Genomic DNA, 15,987 nt, shown 5'->3' with positions numbered 1-15,987 from the left:
CATAAATTCTTCAAGCTTTCTAGCGCTAACCTTTTCTTAGCCCAGTTTGTCTCCGCTCAACCCTAACCCCCTTGAAATGAATCGAATGAATCCTTCCATGAGTCAAGCTAGTGTTCCGTCAGAGTGTCAAAACCCATCGATCGCTAATGGATATGCAGGTCAGCGTTGGCTAGTTGAAGAACGCGATGCTTGCGGTGTCGGCTTTATTGCAGATCAAAAAGGTCGGGATAGCCACGATCTGATGGCAAAAGCACTGAATGCCTTAGCTTGCTTGGAGCATCGGGGCGGGTGTAGCGCTGATCAAGACTCCGGTGACGGTGCAGGCTTGATGGCTGCGATTCCCTGGGAAATTCTAAATCAATGGGCAAGAGAGCATAGGCTCACCCTTCAACCCAATCAAGTCGGTGTGGGGATGGTGTTTTTGCCGCAAGATGGTGCGATCGCGGTTGTGGTCAAAGGAATCGCTGAGAAGATTATTGCTGAGGAAGGATTAACCCTACTAGGCTGGCGGGTGGTTCCGGTTAAACCCGAAATTCTCGGAATTCAAGCGCGGGAAAATCAGCCCCAGATCGAGCAATTGTTAGTGAAATCTGACACCTTGAGCGGAGAAGAGCTAGAGCGCAAACTTTATCTGACTCGTAAGCAGATTCACCGCATTCTAGCTGAGAAGGCACAGCCAGGATTTGATGAACTCTACGTCTGCTCGTTTTCGACGCGCACGATCGTTTACAAAGGTATGGTGCGATCGGCGGTTTTAGGTGAGTTTTATCAGGATCTACAAAACCCTAGCTATAAGAGTGCATTTGCGCTGTATCACCGTCGTTTCAGTACGAATACGATGCCGAAGTGGCCTCTGGCGCAGCCGATGCGCTTACTGGGGCATAACGGTGAAATTAATACGCTGCTTGGTAACGTCAACTGGATGCGGGCGCGAGAAGCCGATTTAGCGCACGAATTTTGGGGCGATCGCGTGGGTGCGCTGAAACCGACTGTGAACTCCAATAATAGTGATTCCGCTAATTTAGACAACGTGATGGAACTGCTCGTTCGTTCTGGACGTAGCCCGGTTGAAGCGCTGATGATGATGGTTCCAGAGGCGTATAAAAATCAGCCGGAATTGAACGAGCATCCTGAAATTGTGGATTTCTACGAGTATCACAGTGGCATTCAGGAAGCTTGGGATGGCCCTGCACTATTAGCGTTCTGCGATGGGAAAATCGTGGGGGCGACGCTCGATCGCAACGGTTTAAGACCCGCTCGCTATACGATTACTCGCGATGGGTATCTGGTTGTGGCATCTGAGGCAGGTGTAGTTGAGATTCCAGAATCTGAAGTGATTGAGAAAGGGCGGTTAGGCCCTGGTCAAGTGATTGCATTTGATCTTGAATCTCATGAAGTGCTAAAGAACTGGGATATCAAGCAGCGCGTGGCAAATCTCCGCCCCTACGGAGAATGGTTAAAGAACCGGAAAACGCTGCAATCTCAGGAGTTTCTAGAAGCAGCGCAAATGGAACCGCAAGCGCTTCTGACTCATCAGACCGCTTTTGGCTACACCTTAGAAGATGTCGAAATGGTCATTCAAGACATGGCGGCACAAGGCAAAGAGCCGACTTTCTGTATGGGTGATGATATTCCGTTAGCGGTGCTGTCTGCGCGTCCTCACCTGCTGTACGACTACTTTAAGCAGCGCTTTGCTCAGGTAACAAATCCGCCGATCGACCCGCTGCGCGAAAAACTCGTCATGTCCTTGACGATGCAGCTTGGAGAACGCGGTAATCTCCTTGAGACGAAGCCTGAAGGTGCAAATCTATTTGTTCTAGAATCGCCAGTTCTGAGTGAACCGGAGCTTGATCAAGTTCGTCGATCGGGCTTAGAGACCGCAAATCTTTCAACTTTGTTTGAAATTGCCGCAGGCCCCGAAGGGCTGAAAGCTGCGGTCAAGCAACTGTGTGAACAAGCGGCGGAAGCGGTGCGATCGGGTAAAAAGATTTTGGTGTTGAGCGATCGCTTGGGTCAATCTGGCAATATCACCCGATTAAGCGCAGACCAAAGCTACATCCCACCCATGTTGGCAGTGGGAGCGGTTCACCATCATTTGATCCGTCAAGGTTTGCGGATGAAAGCATCGCTGATCGTCGATACCGCTCAGGCTTGGAGTACGCATCACTTTGCTTGCTTGATTGGTTACGGCGCGAGTGCTGTTTGCCCCTACCTGGCATTGGAAACCGTGCGCCAATGGTGGTCAGATTCCAAAACTCAAGGCTTGATGGAGCGCGGCAAGATCAAAGCTGCAAGCTTAACTCAAGTGCAAGCGAACTATCGCAAAGCGATCGAAGACGGTTTGCTCAAAATCCTCTCGAAGATGGGCATTTCCTTGCTGTCGAGCTATCAAGCTGCACAGATCTTTGAAGCGATCGGCATTGGTGGCGATCTGTTGAATTTAGGCTTCTTCGGTACAGCCTCGCGATTGGGTGGACTAACGATCGCAGAACTGGCTCAAGAAATTCTGTCGTTCCACAGTCGCGCTTTCCCAGAGTTGACCACGAAAAAGCTAGAGAACTTCGGCTTCGTGCAATATCGTCCGGGTGGTGAGTATCACATGAACAGCCCGGAACTGGCTAAACATCTGCATCAAGCGGTCAGAACGAACAGTTTTGATCACTACGATCTGTACCAACAGCATTTGGCAAATCGTCCGATCACTGCTTTGCGTGATTTGCTTGACTTCAAGAGCGATCGCGAATCCATTTCGATCAATGAAGTCGAACCCGCAACCGAAATTGTGAAACGCTTCTGTACAGGTGGAATGTCGCTCGGTGCATTGTCGCGAGAAGCGCATGAAGTCTTGGCGATCGCGATGAACCGCTTGGGGGGTCGATCGAACTCTGGCGAAGGTGGAGAAGATCCGGTTCGGTATAAAGTGCTGAATGAAGTTGAAGACGGCACATCCCCGCTCTTGCCGCACCTCAAAGGACTAAAAGCCGGCGATACTGCTAACTCCGCAATCAAGCAGGTTGCGTCTGGTCGCTTTGGTGTTACGCCTGAGTATTTGATGAGCGCAAAGCAAATCGAAATCAAGATGGCTCAGGGTGCGAAGCCCGGTGAAGGCGGACAATTGCCGGGGCCGAAGGTAAGTCCTTACATTGCGTTACTGCGTCGATCGAAGCCCGGAGTCACCCTAATTTCTCCGCCGCCGCACCATGACATTTACTCGATCGAAGATTTGGCTCAACTGATCTTCGACCTGCACCAAATCAATCCTGTGGCTCAAGTCTCAGTCAAATTAGTGGCAGAAGTTGGAATCGGCACGATCGCGGCAGGAGTCGCCAAAGCAAACGCAGATATTATCCAGATTTCTGGTCACGATGGCGGTACAGGTGCTTCACCGTTAAGCTCAATCAAGCACGCGGGTAGTCCCTGGGAACTAGGATTAACCGAAGTTCATCGCGTTTTGATGCAGAACCAACTGCGCGATCGCGTGATTCTGCGAGTTGATGGCGGCATCAAAGCTGGATGGGATATCGTCATGGCAGCACTGATGGGTGGTGAAGAGTTCGGATTTGGCTCGATCGCGATGATTGCAGAAGGCTGCATCATGGCGCGAATCTGCCACACGAACAATTGCCCGGTCGGAGTGGCAAGCCAGAAAGAAGAACTTCGTAAGCGTTTCCCTGGTACACCAGAGCACGTGGTTAATTTCTTTCTGTTCGTGGCGGAAGAAGTCCGATCGCTCTTAGCTCGTCTAGGGTACAAATCCCTGAATGAGATTATTGGACGTGCGGATCTTCTGAAGATGCGCGAGGGTGTCAGCCTGACCAAAACTCAAATGCTGAATCTCGATTGTTTGACTCAGCTACCGGACACTCGCAGCGATCGCACTTGGCTCAATCATGAAACTGTTCATAGCAATGGTGCTGTTCTAGATGATCAAATCCTGAGTGCTGCTGATATTCAAGCGGCGATTCAAAATCAAGGCGACGTTACGAAAGCAGTTGATGTCATCAACACTGATCGGACAGTTGGAACTCGGATTGCGGGTGCGATCGCGAAACAGTACGGTAACTCCGGTTTCAGTGGTCAAATTACTTTGAACTTTACCGGAAGTGTCGGTCAGAGCTTCGGAGCGTTCAATCTCCCTTGTATGACGCTGAACTTAGTCGGTGAAGCGAACGATTACGTGGGTAAAGGAATGCATGGAGGAACGATCGCGATCAAGCCTTCACCTGAGGCAACCTATGATCCGTCTCAAAACGTGATTATTGGTAACACTTGTCTCTATGGCGCAACAGGTGGACGACTGTTTGCCAATGGGCAAGCTGGAGAGCGGTTTGCTGTCCGAAATTCGATGGCTGAAGCGGTTGTCGAAGGCGTTGGCGACCACTGCTGCGAATACATGACGGGTGGCGTTGTTGTCGTTCTCGGTCGTGCAGGTCGTAACGTAGGTGCAGGGATGACAGGCGGATTGGCTTACTTCTTGGATGAGGATGGTAGCTTCCAAGCGAAAGTGAATCCTGAGATCGTTAAAACTCAGCGAATTGCCGCACCTGCTGGCGAACGGCAGCTTAAAGAACTACTTGAGGCGCACGTTGAGCATACGGGTAGTCCGAAAGCGAAGGCGATTCTGGAAAACTGGTCGGAGTTCTTACCGAAGTTCTGGCAAGTGGTTCCGCCGTCGGAGAAGGATACGCCTGAAGCGAATCCTGATGTAGAAAGGGTTGCAGCTTCGGTTTAGGTCAATTTGGTTTGAGAAAAGAGGGGCGATCGCACAAACAATGTGATCGCCCCTCTTTTATGTCTCACTAAAATCAATACCTTCGTAAAGTTCTGCAATTTGAATTTCAATCCCAATTGTTCTGAGCATTAAAGTTACTGCTGGATCATCAAATTCCGAAAATAGCCATTGATTCGCAGCCGTCTTTACATGATGCTCGACATGAATTCGGTACTGGTCGATCAATAGATATTCTTGAAAATTAAGCATTGTCCGATAAGCAACGAATTTTTCACCCCGGTCGTAGTTCTGAGTCGATTTCGATAAGACCTCAGCAATAAAACAAGGATTGATCACGGTATCGGTTCGCCCGACTTGAAGCTCGATCGGTTTCGGTACAACCATGACATCGGGATAAGTGTAAAGGCTAACGCCTGGAACCCACAGACGCTGATCGGTGTAAAACGTCCGATAATTTTTCCCCTTTAGAGCAGTCTTGAGTAAAACATAGAGGTTTCCGGCAATGTCGTTGTGATTTGGTGTGCCACCAGTCATTAAGACAATCTCCCCGCTGCGGTACTCGCTCCGGGCTTCGGAGACAAGCTCTATCTCTAAATACTCTTGAGCGCTGTAGTGCTTTTTCTCGGCTTGAGCAACCATGTCCGCCTCACCTCAAGATGTTCAAGGTCTTGCTTGATTTTAGTTGAGAAGACGATCGACCGTTCGCGTTGTCGAACCTCTTGACTGAAAGACTCGTTTTTTTTTCGCAATCGTACAGGGCAAGAATAATGCTTGTATCTGACAAATATCTACTACTTATTCATATCAATCTGTTCGCTGTCTTGCTCGATCGCTTCCTACATCAACGGGCGCGATCGAGCCTTCAAAGCGCAGAAGTCGAGAACCTAGAACGCCTCGAATCGTTGAATGATGAGAGTTTTGACAAATTCTAAAACTTGCTTCTAGGAGCTTTTTGGCATTCTGCGTAATAGAAGAATCTTTCTCCAATATCCCCCATGGATACTAGTTTTTGACAATGAACAGGAAGGCTCGCCGGACGTATTTTCTAAATCTCACAAAATCAGAAAATAGCCTTTAGCTGAATTGATTATTGAGCAAATTAACTTCAACGAGCATGGCAGGAATCGAACCTGCGACACCCAGAACCGGAATCTGGTGCTCTATCCCCTGAGCTACATGCCCACTCGTTACTCTGTGAGTATAGCAAGAATCGCGCCGATCGCACTATTCTTGCCGTTGCAATCTGTGACGATCGCAACGGCAAACCCTCAAAATCCTAAGAAGCGACCTTTGCTGTAGCGCGTTGGCGCGTCGGAGTTGCTTTCACTGCAGCAGGTTCAGGATTCTGCATCAAGAACACCAGCAGCGGATTGCTTTGAAGCTCACGCCGCAGCAAGCGATGAATTTCGCGCTCAATCTGAACTTGTAAGCCCGTCCAATCGATTTCGACTCGACCATCGAACGTGCTGTAGAACTCATTCCAACGATCGTTTAACACCGCCTCGATCGCTTCTTGAATTCTGCCTCGCAACTGTTCCGGATTCATCGAAGTCACGACGCCGCGCAGATGCACATCCGGCTTTGCAAATAATCGACCTTCGTTCGTGATCGTCGCTGCCACCGTGACAACTCCATCACCTGCTAACTGCTGACGCTCTTTCAGAACCCGATCGTCCACCATGCCCGATCGCGACGTATCAACCAGTTCAATTCCTGCCTTGACTTTACCAGCCTTGCTGATCGAATCCTTGGTCAGTTCAACGACATCACCGTTATCGATAATCACCATGTTCTCAGCCGGAACGCCAGTGCTTTGAGCCGTTTGAGAGTGCTTAATCAGCATCCGATGCTCGCCGTGAACAGGTAGGAAGAACTTCGGACGAGTCAGCGCTAACATCAATTTCTGATCTTCTTGGCAGCCGTGGCCGGAAACGTGAATGCCTTGATCCTTGCCGTAAACGACTTTTGCGCCGTTCATCATTAGTTTATCGATCGTATTCACAACCGCGATCGTATTTCCAGGAATCGGGTTAGCAGAGAATACAACCGTATCACCTTCTCGAATCTTCACTTGACGATGTTCGCCGTTCGCAATCCGCGTCATTGCTGACATTGGTTCACCTTGCGATCCGGTTGTCAGAATCAAGACATCCTTATCCGGCATCTTCTGAGTAACGTGCAGGGGTTGAAGAATGTCGTCGCGACATTTAACGTAGCCAAGAGTGCGAGCGTGGGCGATTACGTTCAGCATCGATCGACCCAAAACCGAAACTGCTCGACCATGCTTTTCTGCCAATTCCAGAATCATGTTGATCCGGTGAACTGATGAAGCGAAGGTCGTAATTAGCAGTCGTCCTTTGGCTTGCGTAAAGACGCGATCGAGATTCGGAAACACCGATCGTTCTGATGGCGTAAAGCCTGGAATCTCAGAGTTAGTCGAATCGCTGATCAAGCAATGAACGCCTTTTTCACCGTATTCGGCTAAACGCTGAAGGTCGAACTTTTCACCATCGACCGGAGTATGGTCAAACTTAAAGTCGCCTGTGTGAATCACAACGCCAACCGGAGTGTGAATCGCAACCGTGAAACTATCGGCGATCGAGTGCGTGTTGCGAATGAATTCGACGAAGAAATGCGTCCCGATGCGAACGATATCGCGCGGGCGAACCGTTCTCAGCTCAGTGCGATCGGTGACTCCCGCTTCTTCAAGCTTGCCTTCGAGCAGTGCCAGCGCTAAACGCGGGCCGTACATCACTGGAATGTCTAGCTGTTTAAGGTGAAAGGGAATACCGCCGATATGATCTTCGTGTCCGTGCGTGATAATCATGCCTTTGATCTTTTCGCGGTTCTCACGCAGGTAAGTCATATCGGGCAGCACGATATTTACGCCATGCATTCCGTCTGTAGGAAAGGCGAGTCCTGCATCGAGCAGTACAATTTCATCGCCGTATTCAAAAACGCAAGTATTCTTACCAATCTCGTGCAGTCCGCCGAGCGGAATGATTTTGAGCGCGTTTGACGAGTTGTTTTGAGTCATCAGTGTCCTTTCTAGGGTTAAGAGAAAATTGATTGAGAGATTCAGCAGGCAGCAAAATGCTCATCCTGTGATCACTGAAATATTCGGTTGTGCAGAAACTCTAGGCATGTGCCGTTTGCAGCAAGTTCAGTTCCGCCATGACTTGCTTGACTTGAAGCTTCACCTCTTCATCTGGAGAGCAAAGGGGTGGGCGGAGTGCGCCAACTTGCCATCCTTGCAAACTTAATGCGGCTTTGACTGGAATCGGATTCGTCGTAACGAATAAAGCTTTAAACAATGGAAGTAGCTCTAGGTGAATTTGGGTCGCTTTCTGAACTTGACCCTTCTCGAATGCTTGGATCATCTGCTGTAGTCGCGTTCCGACGAGATGGCTCGCAACGCTGACAACTCCTTTCGCACCGATCGCTAACATCGGCAAAGTCAAAGAATCATCTCCAGAATAAATCGCAAATTCAGATGGGGTCATCCGCCGAATCTGACTGACTTGATCTAGATTGCCACTCGCTTCCTTAATTGCAACAATATTCGGAATTTCTGAGAGTTGAGCGACGGTTTCAGCCTGGAGATTCTGGCTGGTACGACCTGGAACGTTATACAGCATCAGCGGCAAATCCGAAGATTCTGCGATCGCTCTAAAGTGATGATAAAGTCCCGCTTGCGGCGGCTTATTGTAATAAGGCACAACCTGTAATGAGCCGTCTAATCCTATTCTAGCGGCTTTTTTCGTGGCCGCGATCGCTTCTGAAGTCGAGTTCGATCCGGTTCCCGCCATTACCTTTGCTCGACCGGAAACGGCACGCTTCACAACTTGAAAGAGTTCAAATTCTTCATCCCAAGAAAGCGTTGGCGATTCTCCAGTCGTACCACAAACGACGATCGTATCTGTACCCGTCTCAATTAAATGAGCCGCTAACTTTTCAGTGACAGCATAATCGACTGCTCCATCCGCTGTAAATGGCGTGATCATGGCAGTCAAAACAGTTCCAAAATTTACCACACTCTATTTAAACTCCTTTAAGTCACTATCGATTTGTTGCTAAAGCTGGTTTAAGCAAGTTCTTTTCGATTAGAAGTTCTGCAATTTGAATCGCGTTCAAGGCTGCACCCTTGCGAATTTGATCCCCGCATAACCAGAGTTCTAAACCATTCGGGTTAGAAATATCTTGGCGAATGCGTCCAACTAAAACCTCATCCTTGCCGCTAGCATCGATCGGCATCGGGAAATAGTTTGCGTTCCAGTCTTCGACAAGCTTGACTCCTGGGGCTTGTCGTAACAGTTCTCTCGCTTTTTCCACGCTGAAAGGAGAGTCAAACTCTAGGTTAATCGCTTCTGAGTGTGCCCGTAGAACGGGAACCCGTACACAAGTTGCAGTAATTCTCAGATCCGGCACTCCGAAAATTTTGCGAGTCTCGTTTACCATTTTCAACTCTTCTTCGCAGTACCCGGATTCATCCAGCTTCGAGTTGTGCGGAAACAAGTTAAACGCTAGAGGGTACGGCAGAATTTCAGCTTTCGGGTTTTTGCCTTGCAAAATATCGATCGATTGGTGCTTTACTTCTTCCATTGCCCGCGCACCCGCACCACTCGCGGATTGGTAAGTTGCTGCCACGATCCGCTTAATCGGCAGGACTTGATGCAATGGATAGACTGCAACCGACATCAGAATCGTCGTACAGTTCGGGTTGGCAATTACGCCCCGATGGTGTGCTGCTGCCTCTGGATTCACTTCTGGTACAACAAGCGGCACATCTGCATCCATCCGAAAGGCGCTGGAGTTATCGATCATCACAGCCCCAGCCGCAACGATATCTTTAACCCATTGCTTCGAGATTGATCCGCCTGCCGAAGCAAGAACAATATCAACATTGTTAAACGAAGCCTCATTCACGGCTTCGATCGCCAAACTCTCCCCCTGAAATGTCAGCGTTGAACCTGCCGATCGTGGAGAAGCTAGCAGCTTCAATTCAGAAACAGGAAAATCACGCTGATCCAACAGTTCTAATAGTTCAGTTCCGACCGCTCCTGTCGCCCCTAAAATCGCTACTCGATAGGATTGACCCAAAATAAATTCCTCCAAACGGGCTGCAAATTAGAAAAGCTTCAATAAGAGTTGATTGACGCGAGACTTAGCAAAAATAATAAAGATGTTCGATCTGTTCTTCAGAGACTAACGTGCTTTGGGCACGAATTCAAGTGGCTGGAATGCTTTTCCGACTGCCAGTATTCCCCAAATTATCGCAGAATTGCGGATCAATTTTATTGGCTCAATCCTTAAGATTCCCTCTAATGAATCGCGCAAGCGCGACTAGAATCGGTTAGTATAGCTTACTGCTTGATAGAAATTCGCATTCTTTGTCACTTACGCCGATGAAAGTTACCCAGGAAAAGCTTCCCGCCAGTCAAATCGGGCTGGAAATTGAAATTACGCCAGAGATGTCTCAGAAAACCTACGATCGTGTGTTGCAGGACTTTACGCGATCGTTGAATGTTCCGGGGTTCCGTAAAGGCAAAGTACCACGCCAAGTCTTGATTCAACGCTTCGGAATGAATCGAATCAAAGCGGCTGTGATCGAAGAACTGGTCGATACCGGGCTAAAAGAAGCGATTAAGCAGGAAAATGTCGAGGCGCTAGGAAATTTCCAACTGCGATCGTCGTTTGATGAATTAATTGCTCAATACACACCCGGTCAAGCGCTGACCTTCTCGGCAGCGGTAGATGTCTCTCCGGAAGTGACGCTAAAGCAGTATAGAGATTTCACGCTGCAAGCAGAAGAAGTCAAGCCTGATCCAGAACGAGTCAATTCGGTGATCGAAAACTACCGGACTCAGATGGCGACGCTGGTTCCGATTGAAGATCGCCCCGCTCAGCGGGGAGACGTGAGTGTGATCGACTTTAAGGGTCGCTTCACACCTGCTGATGGTGAAGAAGAAATTGAGGTTCCGGGCGGCGAGGCTGCTGATTTTCAGCTTGAACTCGAAGAGGGTCGCTTTATTGCAGGCTTCGTGGATGGAATTATCGGCATGAATGCTGGTGAGACTAAGGAAATTTCGGTAACTTTTCCGGAAGATTATCCCCAAGAGCAGCTTGCTGGACGACCTGCAACATTCGAGATTACGCTCAAAGAGCTGAAGGAAAAAGAACTTCCCGAAGTCGATGATGAATTCGCTAAAGAAGCAAGCGGCGATGAGTTTGAGACGATCGCTGAAATGCGCGAATCTCTAGAAAAGCGTTTCACCGAAGAAGCCGAGCAGCAAACCAAAGCTAACAAAGAAGAAGCTGTTCTCAACGAATTGCTGAATCAAGTTGAAGCCGATCTGCCCGAAACCATGATCGAGCGTGAAGTGGAATACATGGTGACGCAAACCGCCATGCAGCTTCAGCAACAAGGCATCGATATCAAGCGCTTGTTGAACAAAGACACGATTCCGATGCTGAAAGAGCGCTCCCGACCCGATGCGATCGAGCGAATTAAGCGCACGCTCGCCTTGGGCGAAGTCGCCAAGAAAGAATCGCTCAAAGTCGAAGCAGACGAACTCAACAACAAGGTTCAAGAACTGCTGAGCGAATTTGAAGGACGCGACATCGACGTAGATCGCCTCAAGAGTGCGGTTGAAGAAGACTTGCTGAAAGAGAAAATTATGGATTGGTTGACGACCAATTCGACGATCGAACTCGTTCCCGAAGGCACGCTTAAAAAAGAGGAGCCAGAAGTAGACGAACTCGATGATGACAGCGAAGCTGAAGCGGTTGAGGTCGAAGTCGTAGAGTAAGGATAACCGTCGAATCTTTAAGCATTCGGATGTCTGCCGGATAACTTAGCGTTTGTTGGCTAGAATTAGACTTGTGGAACGTAGCCGTATGCCTCATGTATAACTCCCAATCTCACGACTACATTATTCAAAACCTCAGTACGCTTGATGTCGTGTCTCAGGCTGCTCCAACTAACGTCGTTCCGATGGTGGTTGAGCAGTCTGGACGCGGCGAACGGGCGTTCGATATCTACTCGCGTCTCTTGCGCGAACGCATTATCTTTCTTGGTAGCGCGATCGATGACACGGTTGCCGATTCTCTAGTCGCGCAACTGCTCTTCCTCGAAGCCGAAGACCCTGAAAAAGACATCCAAATCTATATCAATTCTCCGGGGGGCTCGGTCACAGCCGGAATGGCGATCTATGACACGATGCAGCAAGTTAGCTGTGATGTGGTCACGATTTGTTTTGGACTGGCTGCTAGTATGGGAGCGTTCCTTCTTTCTGGTGGAACTCCTGGAAAGCGGATGTCTTTGCCGAGTTCTCGAATTATGATTCACCAGCCTTTAGGAGGTGCCCAAGGGCAAGCGGTGGACATCGAGATCCAAGCGAAAGAAATCCTTTATCATAAGCGCAAGCTGAATGAGCTACTCGCTCAACACACCGGACAGCCGCTCGATCGCATCGAAGCAGACACAGAGCGTGATTTCTTTATGTCTGCCGAAGAAGCCAAAGCTTATGGCTTGATCGACCAAGTGATTACTCGGCAGAATCTTCCCAAAGCTAACGAACCTGTCGCCGCAGCAAGATAAGAGGCAGCTATGTCAAAGTACGACTCCCATCTGAAATGTTCTTTTTGTGGCAAGTCTCAAGAACAAGTCCGCAAACTGATCGCAGGCCCTGGTGTGTATATCTGCGATGAGTGTGTGGATTTGTGCAACGAGATTTTGGATGAGGAGTTGTTTGACTCCAGCGCTGCCCCGCAACCCGTTCCGCGCCGAGAGCAAGCCCCGGAGAAACGTCGATCGCGCTCTGCCAATATTTCTCTAAATCAGTTGCCTAAACCGCGTGAGATTAAGAAATATTTGGATGAGCATGTAATTGGTCAAGACGAGGCAAAGAAAGTTCTCTCGGTTGCGGTTTACAATCACTACAAACGCTTGAGCTTCCTTCAAGCAAAGAGCAACGGCAAATCCTCTCCGGATGATACGGTCGAGCTTCAGAAGTCAAACATCCTTCTGATTGGGCCGACTGGATGCGGTAAAACGCTTCTGGCTCAGACTCTTGCTGAAATTCTTGATGTCCCGTTTGCTGTGGCAGACGCAACCACGTTAACCGAAGCAGGTTATGTGGGCGAAGATGTCGAAAACATTCTTCTTCGGTTACTCCAAGTTGCCGATCTTGATGTGGAAGAGGCGCAGCGCGGAATTATCTATATCGATGAGATCGATAAGATTGCTCGGAAGAGCGAGAACCCCTCAATTACTCGTGATGTTTCGGGTGAAGGCGTTCAACAAGCTCTCCTGAAGATGTTAGAAGGTACGATCGCAAATGTGCCTCCCCAGGGTGGGCGAAAGCACCCCTACCAAGACTGCATTCAAATTGACACCAGCAATATTCTATTTATCTGCGGCGGTGCGTTTGTGGGACTCGATAAAGCAGTTGAGCAGCGCATGGGTAAACGGGCAATGGGCTTCGTTCAATCCGGCGAACAATCCAAAGAGAAGCGTACTGCAGATGTCCTACAACATTTAGAACCCGATGATCTCGTAAAATTTGGTTTAATTCCTGAATTCATTGGACGAATTCCAGTCATGGCAGTGGTTGATCCGCTCGATGAAGACGCGCTGGCTGAAATCTTAACTGAGCCAAAGAATGCACTGGTCAAGCAGTTCCAGAAACTGTTGAAAATGGACAACGTGCAGCTTGAATTTAAGTCTGATGCAGTGAGAGCGATCGCACAAGAAGCGTATCGTCGTAAAACCGGAGCGCGTGCCCTTCGCAGCATTGTCGAAGAAATGATGCTCGATATTATGTATGAGTTGCCCTCACGTAAAGATGTGACTCGTTGTACAATCACTCGCGAAATGGTTGAGAAGCGATCGACGGCTGAACTGCTCCTACATCCTTCCTCAATTCCAAAACCGGAATCAGCATAAAGCTTGAGTGGCAGATTAAAAACGGGATGATACCCTAAACGTTAGAAACGTTTCAATCTGCTCAGCATGGCTTACATTTTAGTCAATGGCTTTAATCATTATTACGAATGGCTTACTGAATCGGAAGACAATCAACCGAGCGGTAAGCCTGTTTTAGTTTTTATTCATGGTTGGGGTGGGTCTGCAAAATATTGGGAAAGTACAGCCCGATCGCTCTCGCACCATTTCGATTGTCTGTTGTACGATATGCGTGGTTTTGGGCGATCGAGAATGGATGCCGCGCCCGAATCGACCTATCACCTAGATGATTATGTGAGAGATTTAGCAGGGCTGCTTGTCGCCCTAAGGCTTCAAAAAGTTTGTCTCAACGCTCATTCAACCGGCTCTTCGATCGCGGTTCTATTCCTGAATCGCTACGCAGAATTGGTCGATCGTGCGGTTCTTACTTGTAGCGGTATTTTTGAATATCAGGAAAGAGCATTCAAAGCCTTCCATAAGTTCGGTGGATATGTGGTGAAATTCCGCCTACCGTGGCTGTATAGCTTACCGTTTACCGATCGTTTATTTATGCAGCGATTTCTGCATCAATCGGTGCCACGCGACATGAGCCGCGCTTTTCTGGCTGACTTCTTGTTAGCAGATGAAGCGGCAGCACTCGGAACAATGTTTTCTGCTGTAAGCGAAGAAGCAGCGATGACAATGCCTGCTGAATTCGCTCGAATTTTGGTTCCGACGTTGCTAATTTCGGGTGAGCACGACAAGATTATTCCTGCTGGAATGGGAGAAAAAGCGGCGGCATTGAGCGATCAAGTTCAGCACATTACAATTCCCAATACGGCTCATTTTCCGATGCTTGAAGACCCCAAAACATATCTTCAGTACGTGACAGACTTTTTAGGTGTTGCAAGTCCAGCAGTTCTGTAGCGTTGAACAGCAGTTTGCAATCGTTCAGGAAGCCAGCGATCGTACTGTGCGTAGATTGGCAATCGTTGGACTAGATTGAATCCATGTGATTCAAGTAATACCGCTAAGTCTGCCGCTTCTGGATGGGGATAATCTGGATTCACTTCATCGTGTGGGCTAATTCCGCCTAAATCTTCTGCACCTGCCTCTAGACAAGCAAGGAGATCGTGTTGAATAAGATTTGGGGGGATCTGGATTGCGATCGATTCTGCCAGAATCTTACGCGCAATCTTGATTAATTCGATTAATTGCCCTGGCTGAAAAGCTGTCTGAGAAAGGCTTTCTTTCTGACCGGGGCTGTAAGGCTGCAAGATGACTTCCTGAATATGACCAAAGCGATCGTGAATTCGAGCAATCTCCTCTAGCGTGTCAATACGATCGCGCTCGTTTTCCCCAAGTCCTAGCAGCAATCCTGTTGTAAAAGGAACCTTTAGTTCTCCTGCCCAGGCTAATTGCTGCGATCGTAAGGCTGGAACTTTACTGGGTGCATGCCGATGAACTGTTTCCAATAAGGTTGGTGTCATTTGCTCCAGCATCAACCCCATTGACACATTCACTGTTCTTAGCCTGGACATCTCATCAAAGGTGAGAATTCCCGCATTTGTATGAGGTAAAAACCCCATCGAGAGCGCTAGCTCACAAAGCGCAAAGATTCGATCAAACCAGGCAGACCGAACCGGGTGCTGAGGATGAACCTCGCCACTCAGAATCAGGATTTCAATAACGTTTTGAGACTGAAGGCGCTCTAAAGTTTTTTCTGCTTGAGATAGGCTTAACCACTCATCTTGCCCTGGTTCCGCCCGAAAGTTGCAATACGTACAGCGATTAAAGCATTCATAGGTTGGAACAATTGTATAAGCCGGACTGTAAGTAATCGATCGCATTCCTACACAAAGATTAGATTCTCTATCTGGGATAACAGATCTGCTGTTCGCTGGCTATCCTTCTGGCGTTTACTCGTTCATCTGCCACTTTAGAACTGATAAGCGCTTCTTAAAGATGAATACGAGATCAGCGCTGGCACTTCTAAGAATCCGCACTTGTTCTCGTTTCTGGAGACAAGACCCGCAAACACGAAATCGCTGATTCTCAGGGAATGAAGAAATTGTTACATGAGGTGAGCGAAAACTTAATTCTCCTCTTTACAAAACGAAATAAATCTCTTAATCTAGATTCATAGATTGATTCGTCAATCTAATCTTTGAGTAAACCAATTAGCACTCATACAAAATCATGACAACGACCTTACAGAGACGCGAAAGCGCCAACCTGTGGGCGCAGTTCTGCAACTGGGTGACCTCGACCGACAACCGCCTGTACGTAGGCTGGTTCGGCGTGTTGATGA

At 48.5% G+C, this 15,987-nt stretch carries 11 protein-coding genes, 1 tRNA gene and 1 pseudogene; 7 read left to right on the top strand and 6 right to left on the bottom strand.

Going from position 1 to position 15,987, the window contains the following annotated elements; genetic code table 11:
* Nucleotides 1-97 precede the first annotated feature (97 nt).
* A complete protein-coding gene (gene gltB / locus NC981_RS20785) occupies nt 98-4,732 on the top strand; it encodes a glutamate synthase large subunit (protein ID WP_348244670.1) in 4,635 nt (1,544 codons plus the stop codon).
* A 57-nt stretch (nt 4,733-4,789) separates the two neighbouring features.
* Here gltB and NC981_RS20780 read toward each other — a convergent pair whose 3' ends face one another.
* The gene (locus tag NC981_RS20780) at nt 4,790-5,371 is read right to left on the bottom strand and encodes a Uma2 family endonuclease (protein WP_348244669.1); all 582 of its coding nucleotides are present in this window, start codon (nt 5,369-5,371) and stop codon (nt 4,790-4,792) included.
* A 128-nt stretch (nt 5,372-5,499) separates the two neighbouring features.
* Between NC981_RS20780 and NC981_RS20775 the strand changes: the two genes are divergently transcribed.
* Nucleotides 5,500-5,664 carry a hypothetical protein gene (locus NC981_RS20775; RefSeq protein WP_348244668.1) on the top strand — a complete coding sequence of 55 codons (165 nt, stop codon included), beginning with the start codon at nt 5,500-5,502 and terminating at the stop codon, nt 5,662-5,664.
* Nucleotides 5,665-5,841: 177 nt separating this feature from the next.
* Here NC981_RS20775 and NC981_RS20770 read toward each other — a convergent pair.
* From NC981_RS20770 to NC981_RS20755, 4 genes are all read right to left on the bottom strand, one after another.
* Nucleotides 5,842-5,914: transfer RNA gene (locus tag NC981_RS20770), tRNA-Arg, on the bottom strand.
* A gap of 94 nt (nt 5,915-6,008) precedes the next feature.
* Nucleotides 6,009-7,769 (bottom strand): ribonuclease J, encoded by a 1,761-nt coding sequence (locus tag NC981_RS20765; RefSeq protein WP_348244667.1) that lies wholly within the window; start codon nt 7,767-7,769, stop codon nt 6,009-6,011.
* Between the two features lie 100 nt (nt 7,770-7,869).
* On the bottom strand, nt 7,870-8,766 hold the full coding sequence (gene dapA, locus NC981_RS20760) for a 4-hydroxy-tetrahydrodipicolinate synthase (RefSeq protein ID WP_348244666.1): 897 nt from the start codon (nt 8,764-8,766) through the stop codon (nt 7,870-7,872).
* A gap of 25 nt (nt 8,767-8,791) precedes the next feature.
* Nucleotides 8,792-9,832, bottom strand: a complete 1,041-nt coding sequence (locus tag NC981_RS20755) for an aspartate-semialdehyde dehydrogenase (protein ID WP_348244665.1) — start codon at nt 9,830-9,832, stop codon at nt 8,792-8,794.
* A gap of 305 nt (nt 9,833-10,137) precedes the next feature.
* Between NC981_RS20755 and tig the strand changes: the two genes are divergently transcribed.
* From tig to NC981_RS20735, 4 genes are all read left to right on the top strand, one after another.
* Nucleotides 10,138-11,541: a trigger factor gene (tig, locus tag NC981_RS20750; RefSeq protein ID WP_348244664.1), complete on the top strand. Its 1,404-nt coding sequence runs from the start codon at nt 10,138-10,140 to the stop codon at nt 11,539-11,541.
* Between the two features lie 95 nt (nt 11,542-11,636).
* Entirely contained in the window at nt 11,637-12,332 is a 696-nt protein-coding gene (gene clpP / locus NC981_RS20745) for an ATP-dependent Clp endopeptidase proteolytic subunit ClpP (protein ID WP_190377383.1), read from the top strand.
* Nucleotides 12,333-12,341: 9 nt separating this feature from the next.
* Nucleotides 12,342-13,679 (top strand): ATP-dependent protease ATP-binding subunit ClpX, encoded by a 1,338-nt coding sequence (clpX, locus tag NC981_RS20740; protein WP_348244663.1) that lies wholly within the window; start codon nt 12,342-12,344, stop codon nt 13,677-13,679.
* A 66-nt stretch (nt 13,680-13,745) separates the two neighbouring features.
* The gene (locus tag NC981_RS20735; protein ID WP_348244662.1) at nt 13,746-14,603 is read left to right on the top strand and encodes an alpha/beta hydrolase; all 858 of its coding nucleotides are present in this window, start codon (nt 13,746-13,748) and stop codon (nt 14,601-14,603) included.
* On the opposite strand, the gene cofG is transcribed toward NC981_RS20735, so the two are convergent.
* Nucleotides 14,555-15,526, bottom strand: a complete 972-nt coding sequence (gene cofG, locus NC981_RS20730; protein WP_348244661.1) for a 7,8-didemethyl-8-hydroxy-5-deazariboflavin synthase subunit CofG — start codon at nt 15,524-15,526, stop codon at nt 14,555-14,557. The genes NC981_RS20735 and cofG overlap by 49 nt on opposite strands.
* A gap of 349 nt (nt 15,527-15,875) precedes the next feature.
* Between cofG and NC981_RS20725 the strand changes: the two are divergent.
* Nucleotides 15,876-15,987 (top strand): annotated as a pseudogene (locus NC981_RS20725) (photosystem II q(b) protein); the annotation flags it as partial.

Origin of the sequence: Leptolyngbya sp. DQ-M1 (assembly GCF_039962505.1) — a bacterium.
Lineage (GTDB): Bacteria > Cyanobacteriota > Cyanobacteriia > Leptolyngbyales > Leptolyngbyaceae > Leptolyngbya.
This window is presented reverse-complemented; position numbering and strand designations above follow the sequence as displayed.

What these genes read in the sequence shown, in the direction of transcription:
- gltB (WP_348244670.1), top strand. Translation starts at nt 98, where the DNA reads ATGAGTCAAGCTAGTGTTCCGTCAGAGTGTCAAAACCCATCGATCGCT.
- NC981_RS20780 (WP_348244669.1), bottom strand. Translation starts at nt 5,371, where the DNA reads ATGGTTGCTCAAGCCGAGAAAAAGCACTACAGCGCTCAAGAGTATTTA.
- NC981_RS20775 (WP_348244668.1), top strand. Translation starts at nt 5,500, where the DNA reads ATGCTTGTATCTGACAAATATCTACTACTTATTCATATCAATCTGTTC.
- NC981_RS20765 (WP_348244667.1), bottom strand. Translation starts at nt 7,769, where the DNA reads ATGACTCAAAACAACTCGTCAAACGCGCTCAAAATCATTCCGCTCGGC.
- tig (WP_348244664.1), top strand. Translation starts at nt 10,138, where the DNA reads ATGAAAGTTACCCAGGAAAAGCTTCCCGCCAGTCAAATCGGGCTGGAA.
- clpP (WP_190377383.1), top strand. Translation starts at nt 11,637, where the DNA reads ATGTATAACTCCCAATCTCACGACTACATTATTCAAAACCTCAGTACG.
- clpX (WP_348244663.1), top strand. Translation starts at nt 12,342, where the DNA reads ATGTCAAAGTACGACTCCCATCTGAAATGTTCTTTTTGTGGCAAGTCT.
- NC981_RS20735 (WP_348244662.1), top strand. Translation starts at nt 13,746, where the DNA reads ATGGCTTACATTTTAGTCAATGGCTTTAATCATTATTACGAATGGCTT.
- cofG (WP_348244661.1), bottom strand. Translation starts at nt 15,526, where the DNA reads ATGCGATCGATTACTTACAGTCCGGCTTATACAATTGTTCCAACCTAT.